This is a genomic window from Nonomuraea sp. 10N515B (assembly GCF_052245915.1).
Lineage (GTDB): Bacteria > Actinomycetota > Actinomycetes > Streptosporangiales > Streptosporangiaceae > Nonomuraea.
In genome coordinates this window covers 1-15,647 of sequence record NZ_JBQQBQ010000115.1, presented here as the reverse complement: position 1 = coordinate 15,647, position 15,647 = coordinate 1, and the positions used below count along the sequence as shown (strand labels likewise).

General features: G+C 68.9%; 19 protein-coding genes and 1 pseudogene. 12 read left to right on the top strand and 8 right to left on the bottom strand.

All coding sequences use genetic code 11. The features are described 5' to 3' along the window. Window positions 1-172: 172 nt before the first annotated feature. Window positions 173-685 carry a hypothetical protein gene (locus tag ACTWQA_RS56650; protein ID WP_443167070.1) on the top strand — a complete coding sequence of 171 codons (513 nt, stop codon included), beginning with the start codon at window positions 173-175 and terminating at the stop codon, window positions 683-685. A 7-nt stretch (window positions 686-692) separates the two neighbouring features. Here the strand turns inward: ACTWQA_RS56650 and ACTWQA_RS56645 are convergent, their stop codons facing one another. The 4 genes from ACTWQA_RS56645 to ACTWQA_RS56630 all read right to left on the bottom strand — a co-directional run bounded on the left by ACTWQA_RS56645 (window position 693) and on the right by ACTWQA_RS56630 (window position 2,877). Then, a complete protein-coding gene (locus tag ACTWQA_RS56645) occupies window positions 693-1,214 on the bottom strand; it encodes an orotate phosphoribosyltransferase (RefSeq protein WP_443167069.1) in 522 nt (173 codons plus the stop codon). Window positions 1,215-1,578: 364 nt separating this feature from the next. Then, window positions 1,579-1,944 (bottom strand): recombinase family protein, encoded by a 366-nt coding sequence (locus ACTWQA_RS56640; protein ID WP_443167072.1) that lies wholly within the window; start codon window positions 1,942-1,944, stop codon window positions 1,579-1,581. 134 nt (window positions 1,945-2,078) lie between these two features. After that, on the bottom strand, window positions 2,079-2,480 hold the full coding sequence (locus ACTWQA_RS56635; RefSeq protein ID WP_443167071.1) for a hypothetical protein: 402 nt from the start codon (window positions 2,478-2,480) through the stop codon (window positions 2,079-2,081). Between the two features lie 28 nt (window positions 2,481-2,508). Further along, window positions 2,509-2,877, bottom strand: a complete 369-nt coding sequence (locus ACTWQA_RS56630; protein WP_443167068.1) for a DoxX family protein — start codon at window positions 2,875-2,877, stop codon at window positions 2,509-2,511. A 106-nt stretch (window positions 2,878-2,983) separates the two neighbouring features. Here ACTWQA_RS56630 and ACTWQA_RS56625 point away from each other — a divergent pair, with 106 nt between their 5' ends. The 3 genes from ACTWQA_RS56625 (at window position 2,984) to ACTWQA_RS56615 (ending at window position 6,199) form a co-directional block, all read left to right on the top strand. After that, window positions 2,984-3,583 carry a TetR/AcrR family transcriptional regulator gene (locus ACTWQA_RS56625; RefSeq protein WP_443167067.1) on the top strand — a complete coding sequence of 200 codons (600 nt, stop codon included), beginning with the start codon at window positions 2,984-2,986 and terminating at the stop codon, window positions 3,581-3,583. A gap of 80 nt (window positions 3,584-3,663) precedes the next feature. Further along, entirely contained in the window at window positions 3,664-5,292 is a 1,629-nt protein-coding gene (locus tag ACTWQA_RS56620; RefSeq protein WP_443167066.1) for an FAD-dependent monooxygenase, read from the top strand. A gap of 34 nt (window positions 5,293-5,326) precedes the next feature. Next, complete coding sequence (locus tag ACTWQA_RS56615) at window positions 5,327-6,199, top strand: SAM-dependent methyltransferase (RefSeq protein ID WP_443167065.1); 873 nt, start codon at window positions 5,327-5,329, stop codon at window positions 6,197-6,199. 83 nt (window positions 6,200-6,282) lie between these two features. On the opposite strand, the gene ACTWQA_RS56610 is transcribed toward ACTWQA_RS56615, so the two are convergent. Continuing rightward, window positions 6,283-6,711, bottom strand: coding sequence for a Tn3 family transposase (locus ACTWQA_RS56610; RefSeq protein WP_443167064.1), 429 nt, complete (start codon window positions 6,709-6,711; stop codon window positions 6,283-6,285). A 94-nt stretch (window positions 6,712-6,805) separates the two neighbouring features. After that, window positions 6,806-7,513: pseudogene (locus ACTWQA_RS56605) on the bottom strand (Tn3 family transposase); the annotation flags it as partial. On the opposite strand from ACTWQA_RS56605, the gene ACTWQA_RS56600 reads away from it, so the two are divergent. Then, the gene (locus ACTWQA_RS56600; protein ID WP_443167063.1) at window positions 7,413-7,754 is read left to right on the top strand and encodes a hypothetical protein; all 342 of its coding nucleotides are present in this window, start codon (window positions 7,413-7,415) and stop codon (window positions 7,752-7,754) included. The pseudogene ACTWQA_RS56605 and the gene ACTWQA_RS56600 overlap by 101 nt on opposite strands. Before the next feature lie 640 nt (window positions 7,755-8,394). On the opposite strand, the gene ACTWQA_RS56595 is transcribed toward ACTWQA_RS56600, so the two are convergent. After that, on the bottom strand, window positions 8,395-8,988 hold the full coding sequence (locus tag ACTWQA_RS56595) for an alcohol dehydrogenase catalytic domain-containing protein (protein ID WP_443167062.1): 594 nt from the start codon (window positions 8,986-8,988) through the stop codon (window positions 8,395-8,397). A 506-nt stretch (window positions 8,989-9,494) separates the two neighbouring features. Here ACTWQA_RS56595 and ACTWQA_RS56590 point away from each other — a divergent pair. Then, window positions 9,495-10,691 (top strand): cytochrome P450, encoded by a 1,197-nt coding sequence (locus ACTWQA_RS56590; protein ID WP_443167061.1) that lies wholly within the window; start codon window positions 9,495-9,497, stop codon window positions 10,689-10,691. 45 nt (window positions 10,692-10,736) lie between these two features. After that, on the top strand, window positions 10,737-11,363 hold the full coding sequence (locus tag ACTWQA_RS56585; RefSeq protein WP_443167060.1) for a TetR/AcrR family transcriptional regulator: 627 nt from the start codon (window positions 10,737-10,739) through the stop codon (window positions 11,361-11,363). A 466-nt stretch (window positions 11,364-11,829) separates the two neighbouring features. Here ACTWQA_RS56585 and ACTWQA_RS56580 read toward each other — a convergent pair whose 3' ends face one another. Further along, window positions 11,830-12,564: a TetR/AcrR family transcriptional regulator gene (locus ACTWQA_RS56580; protein ID WP_443167059.1), complete on the bottom strand. Its 735-nt coding sequence runs from the start codon at window positions 12,562-12,564 to the stop codon at window positions 11,830-11,832. 99 nt (window positions 12,565-12,663) lie between these two features. Between ACTWQA_RS56580 and ACTWQA_RS56575 the strand changes: the two genes are divergently transcribed. From ACTWQA_RS56575 to ACTWQA_RS56555, 5 genes are all read left to right on the top strand, one after another. Next, entirely contained in the window at window positions 12,664-13,305 is a 642-nt protein-coding gene (locus ACTWQA_RS56575) for an alcohol dehydrogenase catalytic domain-containing protein (protein WP_443167058.1), read from the top strand. Beyond that, window positions 13,248-13,601 carry a zinc-binding dehydrogenase gene (locus tag ACTWQA_RS56570; protein ID WP_443167057.1) on the top strand — a complete coding sequence of 118 codons (354 nt, stop codon included), beginning with the start codon at window positions 13,248-13,250 and terminating at the stop codon, window positions 13,599-13,601. Before ACTWQA_RS56575 ends, ACTWQA_RS56570 begins: the two co-directional genes overlap by 58 nt. A 41-nt stretch (window positions 13,602-13,642) precedes the next feature. Further along, complete coding sequence (locus ACTWQA_RS56565) at window positions 13,643-14,323, top strand: SDR family NAD(P)-dependent oxidoreductase (protein ID WP_443167056.1); 681 nt, start codon at window positions 13,643-13,645, stop codon at window positions 14,321-14,323. Between the two features lie 81 nt (window positions 14,324-14,404). Next, the gene (locus ACTWQA_RS56560) at window positions 14,405-14,776 is read left to right on the top strand and encodes a DoxX family protein (protein WP_443167055.1); all 372 of its coding nucleotides are present in this window, start codon (window positions 14,405-14,407) and stop codon (window positions 14,774-14,776) included. A 69-nt stretch (window positions 14,777-14,845) separates the two neighbouring features. Beyond that, entirely contained in the window at window positions 14,846-15,484 is a 639-nt protein-coding gene (locus ACTWQA_RS56555) for an NAD(P)-dependent oxidoreductase (RefSeq protein WP_443167054.1), read from the top strand. Window positions 15,485-15,647 lie beyond the last annotated feature (163 nt).

The window sequence follows — 15,647 nt, the reverse complement described above, 5'->3', positions numbered from 1 at the left end:
CTGCTTGGGGTCCTGCTGTGGTCCTGCCACCTGCTCCAACCTCTTCCAACGGGTGATCAAACTACCCGCGGCTGATAGGTGTTTCGGACCGGGACTGGTTCATTAGCTCTGACGCGGATGGAACCCGACGACCGGGTTGAAGGGCCGACCGGCGGACTTCACCCTGCTCCCGATGGCCGATGAGGAGATTCGGGCCATCGAGCAACAGGCCGATAACCTCGCCGGACGAGTCATCATCGCACTGGCCGCCGAGAACGCGGCTCGCACCGGAGCCATCCGCCACCTGACACTCGACGACCTCGATCTGGCCAACCGGCGAATCACCCTCGCCGGCCGCCGCCAGCGACTCGGTGACCTCAGTCATCGAGTACTCCGCCGCTGGCTCCGCCACCGTCGCGCAACCTGGCCGCACACCACCAACCCCCACGTCCTCATCAGCGACAAGACCGCCCACGGCACCAATCCGATCAGCCAACAATTCGTGACGTCGCGGATGAACCGCACGGGATGCAGTGTCGACCGGATACGCAAGGACCGTATCCTCCACGAAGCTCTCGCCGGAGGGGCGGACCCGCTTCACCTGTCGCTGGTCTTCGGGATCTCCCACAGCACCGCCGCCAGATACTCCGCCGTCGCCGAGCACCTGCTCTCCGACGAACTCGACCGGGCGTCCCAGTCATCTTGAACGACTCTTAGCCTCGCTCGAGATCCTCGCGCTTCAGCAGCGCAAGGAGCCGGATCCCATCCGCGGCCAAGGCCTCGGTCCCGCCTTCCTGCCGATCGATGACGCACAACGCGTGGTCGATCTGAGCCCCTAGATCACGCAACTGACCAGTGGAGATCGCGATCTGTCCGCCCGAGGTCACCACGTCCTCAACGACCAGGACGCGCCGTCCCTTGACGTCGGCACCCTCGGCCAGCCGGGCAGTGCCATAAGACTTCGCTGTCTTGCGCACGAACGCGCAGGGCAAGCCGGTGCGCCGCCCCAGCGCCGTGACCACCGCGATGCCGCCCATCTCCAGGCCGGCCAACACCTCGGTCCCCTCGGGAACCAGTGACACCATCCCCGACGCCAACTCATCCAGAAGGGCCGGATCGGCCTCGAACTGGTACTTGTCGAAGTACTCCTCGGCCACTCGTCCCGAACGCAACACGAACCGGCCACTCAACCGGCACCGGTCACGAACCCGACGGGCGAGATCCACATCAGTCACAACACGAGCATGGCAGACCGCCTGAACCGGCCTCTCCACGGTCCACCAGCGCGGCAGTCGGGGGCTCTGACGAACTCTCCGCGTTTTCAGTCCTCACCAACCGAACTGGAGCATGTTCGCGATGGAAATCCTTCAGTCTGGCTGAACTCACGGCCGACGTGACAGTAAGAAACGTGTCATGAGCCCCAAACGAGCGTAATCGCCGTTCGTCGCGGTCCTCGCCGAGTTGGTCGCCCTGCAGGCGGCCAGTGTGGGCCATCTCGAAGAGGGCGAGCAACAACCGACCGGCCAGTGGCGTTAGCGAGCCGTCGGGGCAAGGGTTGTCGCCATCGGTGGTTCCAATGCTGGTGTTCACCGGGGTGGCTTACGTGTCCTTGGCCTTGGCGTCGGTGAGGGTCTTGTGAACGACGCCAAGGGAGACCTTGACGCCGGTGGCGATGGTGCGGATGGATTCGCGGCGGGCGAGGATGGCGGCACGTTTGTCGTCGTCAACCACGGGTCGGCGACCGCCGACGCGGCCGCGTTTGCGGGCGGCTTCGAGGCCGTTCTTGGTCTTGCGGGTGATGTCACGGCGGCGGTCTTCGGCCAGGGCAAGCGCGAGGTCGAGGATGAGGGAGCGTTCGGTGTGCTCGCCGGCCGCGATGCCCTCCAGGACCTTGACGCCGACGCCGCGCTGGAACAGGTCGTTGAGCGCCATCGAGGAGCGTCCTCCGTTCATCAAACGTGTAATGTCAGGTAGCTGAACGCTACTGGAAAACGAACGGCAAGATGAACGCTCTGAGGAGGCGCGGGGGCTCGTCCGGACGTGCTCCGGCCGGTGTTCATCAGACGGTCGTTAGATGAACGCCCCGGGATCTCCTTTGATCACGGGAGACGCTGCCGAGCAGGCCCCGGGCTCGCCCTTCTTGCTGTGGCTTCACCGCCTGGCCCCGCCCAGCTCCTTTCCCTTGACTGGCCCGAATGGCGCCAGCCACCACCCCGACGTGCCCTGGGCGGAACTGTGCGTTCAGTCCAGCAGTTCCTGCGAGCGTTTCCACAGGCGGCGGGCGGCCGGGCGAGGGCGGCGAGTTCTGCCTGGTCGCTCCAGGTGAGGGCGATCTGGGAGACCGGGGCCATGATGTCGATCGGGTCCCAGGCCGCATCGAGGAGGCCGTCCTGCTGCGCGCGGCGGATGCGCGCCGGCTTGCCGACGATGGCGGCGCGGTAGGGACCGGGCTCGCCGTCGGCGGATTCGGCGGCGGGTAGTTCCATGCGACCCCAAGCGATGAAGCGGTGCTGTCACCGCGCGCTTCGCTCAGGAAGTCGCGAGCAACAAGGCCATGGTTGTTCCGGTGACCACGGCCAGCACTACGGGCGCCACGGCGTGGGAGCGGTGGCGCCGGTGCGTGAAGTCGCGGGCGCGGAGGTGGAATCCCACTGCGCCGATCAACAGCAGCGTGAGACCGGCCGCGGCCGTGATGGCGAGCGGCTTGAGCCAGAGGCCGGCCGCGAGCCCGAGGGCGCCGACGATCTCCAGGGCGCCGATCGAGCGGGTCATCGTCGAGCCGACGCCGAGCCTGAGCAGGTTGGCCGTCACGGGATCCCGTAACAGGACCTTCTGGGCGCCGGCGAGCAGGAAGACGAGAGCGACCAGAGTGCTCAGTGTGTTGGCGACAAACGACATGGTGCGACCTTTCACGGCAAAGAGAACGAACATTCCTTTTCTAAGAGAGAGGCGGCAAAGTTGTCAAGTACGAATGTTCGTTCTACGTTGTGATGCCATGGCACGCATGCCCAAGGAGCATCTCGAAGCCCGCCGCCGCCAGATCCTGGACGCCGCGCGGCGCTGCTTCCTTCGCAACGGTTTCCACGCCACGTCCATGCAGGACGTGCTGACCGAGGCCGAGTTGTCGGCCGGGGCCGTCTACCGCTATTTCAAGAGCAAGGACGACATCATCGCGGCGACCTCCGCTGAGGCTCTCGCCGAGGTGGCGTCGGCGTTCGAGACGGACGACGCCGCGCGGCCGCCGGATCTGGACAACATCGTCGATCTCGTTCTGGGGGTCGACCGCCCTCCGCTGTCCGGATCGCAGGGGGCGGCCCAGCTGCTGGTCCAGGTCTGGTCGGAGGCGCTGCGATCGCCGTCGCTGAGCGCGAAACTGAAGGAGGTCATGGCGGAGGCCCGCGGCGTGGTCGGCGGCCTCGTAGCGCGACACCAGGAGCACGGGCTGCTGCCTGCCGACGTCCCGGCCGAGCATGTGGCCGATGTGCTGATGGCGCTCGTGGACGGGTTCCTGGTGCGCCGTGCGGTGTACGGCCACGCGGATTCGGTGGCCTTCAGGAACGGCATGCGAGCCCTGATGTCAGCGCCCGCGCAAGCCGCCCAATAGAGAACGAACATTCGCTCTTGACTAGAACGGCCAGGTCGTGCTCTTCTAAAAAGAACGATCATTCGTTCTAAGGAGTGGGTTTGTCGACTGCGAAAGAGGACGTCCTCATCGTCGGCGCGGGGCCGACCGGCCTGGTGCTGGCCATCGACCTGGCACGGCGGGGCGTGATCCCACGGATCATCGACGCCGGGCGCGCGGACCATAGGGAGAGCAGGGCTGTGTCGATCGTGGCCCGGTCGCTGGAGATGCTAGACGATCTCGGGCTGGCCCAAGCCGCCATCGAACGAGGCGTCCCGCTGCACACGCTGAACTTCTACCAAGGCACCACAACACTGGCCGAGATGGACGTGACGGCCGTGGACTCCCCGTTCCCGCTGGACCTGTGCATCCCGCAGTGGCAGACGGTCACGCTGCTGCGCGAGCGCGCCGAGGAGCTCGGAGTCACCATCGAATGGGACACCCGCCTGGTCGGGCAGCAGGCTGGCGAGCACGGCGTCACCGTGGAACTCCAGCACGGGGACGGCCGCAGCGAACGGTGCGAAACCCGCTGGCTGATCGGCGCCGACGGCGCCCACAGCACCGTGCGCGAGACGGCGGGCATCACCCGGGAGAGAGCCGACCTGAAGCGGGGGTTCATCCTGGGCGACGTCGCCGTGGACTGGCCGCTCACCCGGGACCGCTTCCATGTCTACTTCGATGCCTCCGGCCTGGTGGCCGTCTTCCCCATGATCGGGGGCTACTGGCGCATCCTGGCCAGCACGCCGGACGACCGGCCACCGCAGGCCCCAGGCCTGGACGACTTCGCCGCCTACGTCGCCGAACGCACACCCTTGGATTCTCACGTACGCGATCTGCAGTGGAGTTCGTCATTCGTGGCCCGCGAAAGCCTGGCCGACCGCCTTCGTCACGGCCGGGTCCTCCTGGCCGGCGACGCCGCGCACAGCCACAGCCCGGTGGGCGGCCAGGGCATGAACACCGGCATGCAGGACGCCTACAACCTGGGCTGGAAACTCGCGCTCGTCATCACCGGCCGCGCCGAGGAGTCCCTCCTGGACAGCTACCAGGCCGAACGCTGGCCCATCGTCAAGGCCGTGGTCGACGCCACCTCGACCACCACGAAGGTCGCCACCGGCACCACCCTGGTCGCCCGCAGAGCCAGGCGGCACGCGCTGCGCCTGCTCGGCAAGCTCAATCCCGTGCAACAGCGACTGTCGAACGCCTTCGGCGAGCACCTCGTCCACTACCGCGACAGCCGCCTCGTCTTCGAACGCTGGCACGAGTCGCCGGCCAGAGCGTGGAGTGACGTCGCCTGTACCGGACCGGAAGCTGGCGAGCTGGTACGGGACGTCTACGTTGAGAACCGTGAGGGGCCGGTGGCACTCCGTCACATCCTCCGGACGCCGGGTCACCACCTCGTCCTGTTCGCAGCGGACACGACGGACTCCGCCACCCTGGCCGCCTGGCAGGCCTCCGCACACGAGGCGATGGCCGGGCACGGCGAGATCCATGTCATCACCCGCGGCCACCTGCCGCACGACCCCATGGACGGAGTCTTCGCCGACCTGCGCAGCGAGGCGCACAACCGCTACGGCGTGCGCCGCCCCAGCCTGTACCTGATTCGCCCGGACAAGTACGTCGGCTTCCGGGGCGACAGAGTCGACTTCGCACCCGTGAGCGACTACTTCCTCGCCCTGGGAGCCCGCCCGTGACACCGCCTGTCAAGAAGAGGAGCTGGACAACCCCGTGACACAAGAACCGACCGCCCCCGAGAGTCTGACCGGAATCGGCGCGACCGCCCTGGGCGTGGCTCTCCTGCGGGCCCAGGAGAGCAGCCGACCGGACCGGCTGTTCGACGACCCTTACGCGCGGCACTTCCTCCAGGCCGTCGATCCAGCGTTCACCCCTTGGGCCGCCGGTCCTTCTCCGGCGACCGCACGTTTCCTGCAGGTCATGGCCGAGCAGGTCGCCGTCCGCACTCAGTTCCTCGATCGCGCGCTTCTGGATGCCGCCGAACGAGGATGCGAGCAGGTGGTCCTGCTGGCGTGCGGCATGGATGCCCGCGCGTTCAGGCTCGCCTGGCCGCCCGGCACCAAGGTCTTCGAGCTGGACTTCGCCGACGTGCTCGCATTCAAGGCAGCCGTGCTCGACGGCCGCGGCGCGACCGCCGCGTGCCACCGCGTCGAGGTCGCCACCGACCTGCGCCAGGACTGGCCGCGCGCGCTGGCGGAGTCCGGCTTCAACCCGGAGCGGCCGGCCGCCTGGCTGGCCGAGGGCATCCTGTACGCGCTCCCGCCCGAAGCCGCCGACCTGCTCCTCGACCGGATCACCACCCTCTCCGCTCCAGCAAGCGTGCTCGCTCTGGATCATATGGAGGACTCCGAGCTGCTCCGTAGCGCCCGCGCGGACATCTCCGCCGAACTCGTCGACCTGTGGCGCGGCGGCCCCACCGAGAACCTCAATGCCTGGCTTACCCGGCGCGGCTGGCAGCCCACCGTGACGGACATCGCCGAGGCCGCGGCCGCCTGCGAACGCCCGATTCCACCCGCGTTCGATACCGCCCGCGCCGACGCCGGCCGCGGCTGGCTGGCCACGGCGCACCTCCCGAAACCTCGCTAAGAGGCCCTCGACGTGCCAACCATCGCGACCGAGCACGCCCCCTGCGTCAACCCTGACCGCCGCGTTCGGGCCCATCGCGCATCTCACGCACGACCCTGATCTCCTTCGGACTGGCCCGACGCCGGGTCTCCGCCGAGGGGCAGCCGCTTGGCGACGTCCAGCCGTACCTCGCCGTAGGGCTGGACGTGCTGCCAGAACAGCGGGGTCAGTCCGCGGCGGTCGGCGGGCTTGAGCAGCGTGGCCCATGCGGGGTCGGCGATGACGTCCTGGAGCATCAGGGTGTTGATGTACACGAGCGCGGCCTGCAGGATGCGCAGGCACAACACGCTCATCTCCAGCTCCTCGCGCCGGTTGGTGGCGATGTCGTCGCCCTTGCCATAGAAGATGATGCTGTTGGCCCCGTTGGAGGACTCCACCACGTTGAGGCCTTCCTGGATCTGCCGCTGCAGCTCGCGCAGGCGCAGATAGCGGGCGACGAAGATGGTCTTCTGCGCGTGGCCGACCTCCAGCATGGCCTGGTAGGTCGGATGGGAGGCGGACTCGGTGACGGCGCAGGATCGCCTCGGTGGAGGCGGTACCCTGCTTGATCGCGGTCGCGTACTTGATCATCTGATCGTAGTTCTGCTCGATCACCTCCCACTTGATCGGCCGGGTCATCGCCGCCGTCAGGCGCGGGTACAGGTCGCTTTCGCCGCTCTCCACCCGATACAGCTTGACCTTGTTGATCTGCTTGATGCGCGGCAGCAGGTCAAAGCCCAAGAGCCGGGTCACGCCGAACCCGATTTCCGTCTGGCTGTGGGAGTCCACATAGTTGCCCTCGACCTTCATCGTGGTGCCGTGCCGGACCGCACCCTCGATCATCGCGTGCACCTCCGAGGCCGAGGCACGCAAGGTCTGGGAGTGCACCACCATGGACCCGCGCTCGATGTGCCAGTAGATGAGGATGCCGCGACCTCCGTACCGCGAATGCCACTCGGTGAAGATGTTCTGGTCGTAGGCGCGCACGTGCGTGGAGTCGGAGGCGACGGTGGTCGTCCCCTCGCCCCACAACTCCACGTCCCGGGCGGTGAAGGTGGCGATCGCGATGTCGGTGGCGATCTGCGGGGTCAGGTAGCGGCGCCGGACGTAGCGGATGTCGTCCTCGCTGTGGGCATGGCCACCAGAGGCCACAGCCCGGATCCCGGTGTTGGTGCCGTACCCGAAGATCGCGAGCATGAGTCGCTCGGCCAGGACCTCGGGCTTGAGGCTGGAGCCGCCCACCACCGAGGTGACCGCCTTCAGGCAGCCGGTGCGCAGCACCGCCTCCTTCAGCATGTCGATCAGCGGGACCGAGCCCCAGCGCCGGCTCACCTCATTCTTGATCCGGCGCAGGTTCCGCGGCTCATCCGCCGGGCCGAGCTTCGTCAGCTTGATCGCGCCTGACTTACGTTCGGAGATCGCCAACCAGTCCAGCTTCGGCAGCGCGGTGTCGAACGCCTCCAGCTCGGCGCGCATCTCCGCCCTCAACTCAGCGATGAAGTCCTTCGGGTCCAGCGGCTTGCGCAGCTCGGCGTAGTTCTCAACGCGGCGGGCGGCGAAATCCTTGGGCAGGTCCTCCTCCGGGTCGCGGAAGGAATGGGCGCCGACCACCCAGATCTCCTTGCACCGCAGGGCCTCGCGCAGCGCCTGGAAGGTGACGATCTCATACACCATCCGCACCACCCGCCGGCGGCCGCGCTTGTCGTTCTTGAACACCAGGTCCTCCCACTCGCCGGCCGTGCCGCGGTGCTCGGGCACCCTCTCGCCGCGCGGGTAGTAGGTGGTGTTGCCCGCCTTGGCGTAGCGACGGACCAGCTCCAGCGCCTCGATCACCGGCTGGAAGGCGGCGTTGTTGCTCTTGAACTCCAGGGTGTCCAGCAGCGCGATCAGGCCGTGCCGGTAGTGGTTGGTGTAGGAGGCGCGCAGCGTGGTCTGCACCGTGGTCCGATAGGCCGGACCCTTGGTCTTGAACTCGTGCACCAGGTCCTTGAGCGTCTGCTCGCCGCCGCTGACAGCGGGGAAGATGACCTGGCGGACCGGATCGTCGGGATGACCGAGTGCGGCGTCAGCGACCTTGAACAGGATGTTCTCCTTCCCGGTCACCCGCTTGAACGCGTTGATCAGCTCCTTGGTCACCTTGCTGTCGGCCCGCGCCTTGATCCGATGCACGGTGGCGATCAGCAGCTCCACGAGCGTGTCGGTGATCTCCCGCTCCCGCTCGCAGACCAGCTGATCGCGCGGACCTGGGCGGCCAGGTCACCAGTGTGATCCACCACGTCGGTGGCGCCGAGCCCGCGGACGAAGTCCGTCCCCGCCCCGGGCCCGGCGGTGGCGATCACCTTGGCGCCGGCCGCGGCGGCGTACTGGATCGCGATCGCACCGACCTCACCGGTCGCGCCACTGATCAGGACCGTCTCGCCGGCCTGCGGGGCGACCGCATCAAGGGCGTCGACAGCGGCGGTGCCGGCCAGGCCGAGCGCGCCCGCGGCCGCCACGTCGGCGCCGTCGGGCCGGACGGTGACGCCGTGCTGCTCGCCGACCACCACATACTCACCGAACCCGCCGTCGCCGAGGAACGCCTTGGCCACCACGCCGAACACCGGATCACCGACGGCGAACCGGGTCACACTCTCACCGACGGCGGCGACCGTACCGGCGAAGTCCATGCCCAGCACCACCGGGAAACGGTGCTCCATCATGCCGGCCCACCGGCCGGCGACGACCGACACGTCGAACCCGTTCAGCGACGACGCCTGCACCCGAACCAGCACCTCGCCCGCACCGGGCTCAGGTGTGGGCAGTTCGGTCAGCCTCGGGCTCCTGCCCTGTTCAGCAAGGACGACTGCGCGCGTTGCGGTCCTCCAGACCAAGAAGTGGATGCTTGTCTCCACTTGAGGGCCGCGAGCGTAGCGCACAACGCCTGCGCCGCCCCGGCCGCGCAGCCCCTGCCCGACCCACCCACGTCCCGGCAGATGTATCCGGCCATGATGCGCACGACGCATCAGCAACGCGGCGGGTAAGGGCCGAGTGACCGAACCACGCCCTCACACAAGAGGAAAGATCAGTGGGTGCACTCACGTCGGCCAGTGAGGACGCACAGCGCGGGGGCTCAGCACTTGGGCAGACCATCCTGCAAGGCCGTCGCCGAGTCCGAGACTGTTCACCGGCCGCGCGGTGACCACTCGGTTGCGTCGGTGCGCGGCAGGCTAAGTGATGGATTACTGTCACTTGTAGCGCGGCAAGTCTGTTCCGAGGCCCGTCTTCTTCAGGAGATGACATGAGCGATTCTGTGACGTTGCCCCTGCACATGCGGCGCACCATGTTCGACCCGGTTCCCGAGCTCGCCTCCGTGCGCGACGGGGAAGGCGTGCATCGGGCGTCTACCCCGTTCGGGATGGACGCCTGGCTCGTGACCCGCTACGCCGACGTCCGGCAGGTGCTCGGCGACCACCAACGCTTCAGCAACGCCCTGCCCCTGCAATTTCGCCCGCCGGGTGCGCCGGAGATGACCGACGAGCAGATCAAGGCGATGCGGGCGGGCAACCTGCTTGGTTTCGACCCGCCTGAGCACACGCGGCTGCGCCGGATGCTGACGCCCGAGTTCACCATGCGCCGGATGCGCCGCCTGGAGCCGCGTATCCACGCCATCGTCGCCGACCACCTCGACGCCATGGAGCGCACAGGCCCGCCGGTCGACCTCATCACGGCCTTCGCCCTGCCGATTCCCTCTCTGGTGATCTGCGAGCTGCTCGGAGTGCCGTACGAGGATCGGGACGACTTCCAGGGGCGCACCGGCAGACTGCTGGACCTCGCGCTGCCGGTCGAGGAGCGGATGGCGGCGCAGATGGAGTCGCGCGCCTACATGGCGGGACTGGTCGCCCGTGCCCAGGCCGAGCCGGGCGAGGACATGCTCGGCATGCTCGTGCGCGAGCACGGCGACGACCTGTCCGCCGACGAGCTCACCGGCATCGCCAGCCTGCTGCTGCTGGCCGGCCACGAGACCACCTCCAACATGCTCGGGCTCGGCACCCTGGCACTGCTGCGCCACCCCGACCAGCTGGATCTGATCAGGAAGGAGCCCGAGCGGATCAACGCTGCGGTGGAGGAGTTGCTGCGCTGGCTCAGCATCGTGCACTCCGGCGTGGTCAAGTTCACCACCACCGAGGTCGAGGTGGCAGGTACGCGCATCCCGGCCGGCGCGCTGGTCATGTGCGCCCTGGCTGCCGCCAACCGCGACCCCGCGTTCATCTCCGAGCCCGATCGCCTCGACATCACCCGCGGCGACCTCGGCCACGTCGCCTTCGGTCACGGCGTGCACCACTGCCTGGGCGCGCCGCTGGCCCGGATGGAGATGCGCATCGCCTTCCCCGCCCTGTTCGAGCGCTTCCCCGGCCTGCGCGAGACCGGCACTCCGGCCGAGTTCCGCTCCTTCCACTTCGTGTACGGCCTGACCACCTTCGAGGTCGCCTGGTAGATCCGCGTTCCTTTGCGCTCCGCGTGGCTTGCTAGCCTTCAGCCTGTGCACGAGCAGCGACAGCGAGCCGACGCGCTGCGCAACGCCGACAAGATCGTCAGAGCGGCGATCGCGACTCTGCGCGAGCATGGCCCCGCGGTCTCCCTGGAGGAGATCGCCCGGCACGCGGGGACCGGGAGCGCCACGGTCTACCGGCGGTTCGGCGATCGCGACGGGGTGATTCGGGCCGCCTTCCAGACCTACTTCGCCGAAGAGGTCGAACCCCTGGTGCTGGCCGCCCGCGACGCCCCCGACGCCGGGCAGGCACTCACCGAGGCCCTGACCGCCACCGTCGCCACCCTGGCCGCCCATCAAGGGCTCCTGAAGGCGGCCAAGGAATCGGGGGCATTCACCGTCGACATCGCCACGCGCTTCATGGGCCCACTCGGCACCGTGCTGGCCAGGGCCCAGCAGCACGGCCACGTGCGGGCCGACCTGATCGTCCGCGACCTGGCCGCGATCGTCGTCATGACGCTGGCCACGGCGCACCCCGACGACCCCGCCCACAACGACCCCCACCGCTACCTGGCTCTGCTGCTGTCCAGCCTCCGGCCATCGCCCGACGAGTTGCCCGCCCCCTCGCACACCCGCCTGATCCCCGACGCGGACACCGGCCACTGCCCCGGGCAGTAAAGGGACCGGCGATGCCGGCGCGCATGGCCGCCTACACCTGCGCCGCGTGCTCGACACCGTGCCCAGCGAGCGGCTGACCACTTGCCGACGATTGGCGACGCGGTGGCCTGGCCGTATTTCAGCGACCTGGCCATCCGCAGAAGGTCCGGCCCGCAGCTGGCGACCAGGTCCTCATTCCAGCGACCGCCCAGCAGCGGCCCCCGTGCCGGTAACGCTTGGCGATCTCGGTCGGGGTGTCGTCGCGCACCAGGGTGACCCGGGTCAGGTCCCGCATCCGCGGTGTGAGCGCCCAGCCCACCCAGGTCGAACAACGCGAAGTTGATCAGACTGTCGCTCACCAACTCAGGACATGATTGCTACCGAGTGCATGCGGTCGCGATCTTTGTGATCAGTGTTCGGCGCCTTCGGACCAGAACACCCGGGTGGGAAGGCCGAAACCCGGACCGCTCCTCCCCGCAGACCCGCCTCAACGCCCGCCCGCACGCTCCGTTGCTCGCTCGGTGTCCCCACCGCTGCCAGCGGCCGGGCGGGCCAGGCGGACCATGGCCCGATACAGGGCGGTGGGCGCGGGAGCCGGCTTCAGCGAGGGCAGGTCGGTGCCGGGGACGGCCCAGGCGCGCAGCATCTGGCCGACCAGGCGGCGCCAGGTGTCAGGGGCGGCGTCTGCGGTGGCGGCGATGACGCCGGCGTTGGCCATCAGCAGGATGACCATGTCCTGGTCGGTGAAGTCCGCGCGCAGGTGGCCGCTGGCCTTGGCGCGGGCGATGAGTTCGAGGAATCCGTTGTAGGCCTCGGTGCGGCGGGCCTCCAGGGCTTTGGCGGGGGGGAAGGTCATGGCCAGTACGTCGGCGAAGCCGCGGTCGGCGGCCTGCATCGCGCACACCGTCTGGACGTAGCCGACAAAGCCGTGCCAGGGGTCGGGATCGGCGAGGGCCTGGGCGGTGGCGGCGGCGTAGGCGTCCATGCGGTCGGCGAAGACCGCGTTGATGAGTTCGTCGGGGGTGGCGAAGCGGCGCGACAGGGTGGCTTTGCCGACGCCTGCTTCGCGGGCGATGCAGGCCATGGAGACGCCGAGGCCGTGGCTGGCGTACAGGCGGCGGGCGGCGGCCAGGATGCGCTCGCGGTTGCGTTCGGCATCGGCGCGCAGTCCCGGTTCGGGCTGCCGGTCGGCGGGCGAGTCGGGCTCTGCGGGAGGTCTCATGACCTTCACTCTACCCAACTGGAACGACCTACCCAGTTTAGTTGCTAGGCTGCATCATGGAATCGGGTAGGCCGTTCCACTTCTTGAAAGGTGCAACTCATGCGTGCCGTAACGCTGACCTCCGTCCCGGAGACCCCGGCCGTGGCCGACGTCCCCACCCCGCAGCCCGAGGCCGGGGAGGTGCTGGTGAAGGTGGCCGTCTCCTCGATCAACGGCTTCGACGCCGCCACCGCGGCCGGCTACCTGCAAGGGGCGATGGAGCACCGCTTCCCGCTGGTGGTGGGCAAGGACTTCGCCGGCACCGTGGAGGCGCTCGGCGACGGAGTCGAGGGCTTCACGGTCGGCCAGGCGGTTTTCGGCGTGGTGATGAAGCCGTTCCTGGGCACCGGTTCGCTGGCCGAGTACGTCACCGTGTCCGCCGACTACGGCATCACCCCCATCCCCGAGGGCCTGGGCGTTCAGGAGGCGGGTGTGCTGGGCCTGGCCGGCACCGCGGCGCTGGACAGCCTCAACGCCGTCGCCCCGGCCGACGGCGAGACCGTGCTGATCTCCGGCGCCACCGGCGGGGTGGGCGCGCTGGCGTGCAGCTGGCCGCCGCCCGCGGCGCCCGCGTCATCGCCACCGCCCGCCCCGGCGCGGAGGCCGACTTCGTCACCGGTCTCACCGACGCCAAGATTCACCTCGTGGACTTCAGCGGCGATCTGCCGGCTCAGGTACGCGCAATCGCCCCGGAAGGGGTAGACGCCGCGCTGCACCTGGCGGGTGACGGCGTTCAGCTCGCGAGCCTGCTGCGTGCGGGCGGCCGCCTCGCCTCCACCATCGGGCTGACCGCCGACGCCGTCGAGGTTTCCGGCGTCACCGTCCACACGATCATGGCCGACACCAACCCGCAGACCCTGACCGCCCTGGCCACCCAGGCCGCCTCGGGCGCGCTGCGCGTCCCGGTCACCGCAACCTACCCGCTGGGGCAGGCCCCGCAGGCGTTCGCCGCCTTCGGCACCGGCACGCTCGGCAAGCTCGCCATCACCTGCTCCTGACCCGTCCCAACCCCGTCCATCACCACGAAAGAGATCTGATCGTGCCCACCATTGCCATCGTCGGCGCCGGTCCCGGCATGGGCCTGGCCATCGCCCGTACCTTCGGCAGCCGCGGCTTCGACGTCGCGCTGATCGCCCGTACCAAGGACAAGCTCCAGACGCTGGTCGACCAGCTCGGCCAGGAGGGCATCACCGCTGAGGCGTTCCCCGCCGACGTGCTGGACCGCCCGTCCCTGTCCGCCGCCCTCGAAGCGGCAGCCGACCGCTTCGGCGGCATCGACGTGCTGGAGTACTCCCCGGCGCCGCACTCGCCGGTGCCCGGCCTCACCATGGCCGTGCCCAGCGAGGTCACGGTGGACAACCTGCAGCCGCAGATCGAATACAACGTCTACGGCGCGCTGGCCGCCGCCCACGCGGTGCTGCCCGCCATGCGCAAGGCCGGCGCCGGGACGCTGCTGTTCACCACCGGCGGCGGCTCGGTGCACCCTGTGCCCATGCTCGGCAACGTCAACGCCGCCGCCGCGGCCCTGCGCAACTGGGTGCTCAACCTGAACAAGGAACTGGCCGGCAGCGGCGTGTACGCCGCCCACGTGGCGATCAACATCTGGATCGGCGCCGGCGGCCCCGAGGGCATCCCGACCGCCACACCCGAGCAGATCGCCCCCCTGTACTGGGACCTGTACGAGCGCCGCGACCAGCCCGAACTCGTCTTCAACGGCTGAGGCGACCGGCCACACCCCTGCCAGGCGGGAGCACTGCGCGCCGGGCTCCCTCTCACCCCCTACCGTCAAGGAGATCTTTCGATGAACGTCGTCCTGTGGATCGTGCAGGCCATCCTGGCCGCCATGTTCGGCATGGCGGGAGTGATGAAGTCCACCCAGCCCAAGGACAAGCTCGCCCCCAAGCTGCCGTGGGTGGAGGACTTCTCCACCGGCACCGTCCGCCTCATCGGCATCGCCGAGCTGGCCGGCGCGCTCGGGCTGATCCTGCCCGCGCTCACCGGCATCGCGCCCGTCCTGACCCCGCTGGCCGCCACTGGACTGGCCGTGGTGATGGTCCTGGCCGCGCTCACCCATGTCCGCCGTAAGGAACCGGCCGCGATCGCCTTCAACGCGGTCCTGTTCGTCCTGGCCGCGTTCGTCGCCTGGGGCCGCTTCGGCCCCTACAGCTTCTGACCCCGCGACCCTGACCCCGCTCTGCTTCTGCCTCTGCCTCCGCCTCTGCCGCGAGGAGCCGCCCACCTCATGCGTGTTACCGTCTTCGGCGCGACCGGCGGCATCGGCCGCCTGCTCGTCCAGCACCTCCTGGACGCCGGCCACCAGGTCACCGCGCTGGTCCGCACCCCGGCCAAACTCACCCTCACCCACCCGAACCTGAACGTCATCGCCGGGCAGCTCTCCGATACGGCCGCCGTTCGGCAGGCGGTCGCGGGCGCGGACGCGGTGATCAGCGCGCTCGGCCCGTCTCTGAAACGGTCGGCCACCGGCAGCCCGCTGACCGACGGCACCCGCACCATCGTTCAGGCCATGCGAGCCGAGCAGGCGTCCCGCTTCATCGGCCTGGCCACGCCGTCGCTGGCCGACCCGCGCGACCAGCCGCACTGGAAGCACAAGGTCCTGCCCGTCATGGCCCGGCTGATGTTCCCCAACGCGCTGGCCGAACTGACGAACATGACCGCGGCCGTCACCGGCTCCGGCCTCGACTACACCATCGCCCGCATCACCAACCCCAGCGACAAGCCCGCCACCGGCCGCATCCGCGCCGGCTTCCTCGGCCACGATCGGGTCGGCTCCGCGATGAGCCGCGCCGACATCGCCGCCTTCCTCGTCTCGCAGCTCACCGACACCCGCTACCGGCGGGCCATGCCCGCCATCAGCAACTGACCGCGTGCGCCGGTCCTTACGGCCTGCCAGTAGGAGCGGGGGTATCACTCTAAGTGTGGAAACGATCACTCTGGGTAGATGATCGAAAGTAAAGATCAACCACACAACATTCGGGGGAATGTGATCATGTCTACCACACAGGGAACCGCCGCTCTGGCCACCA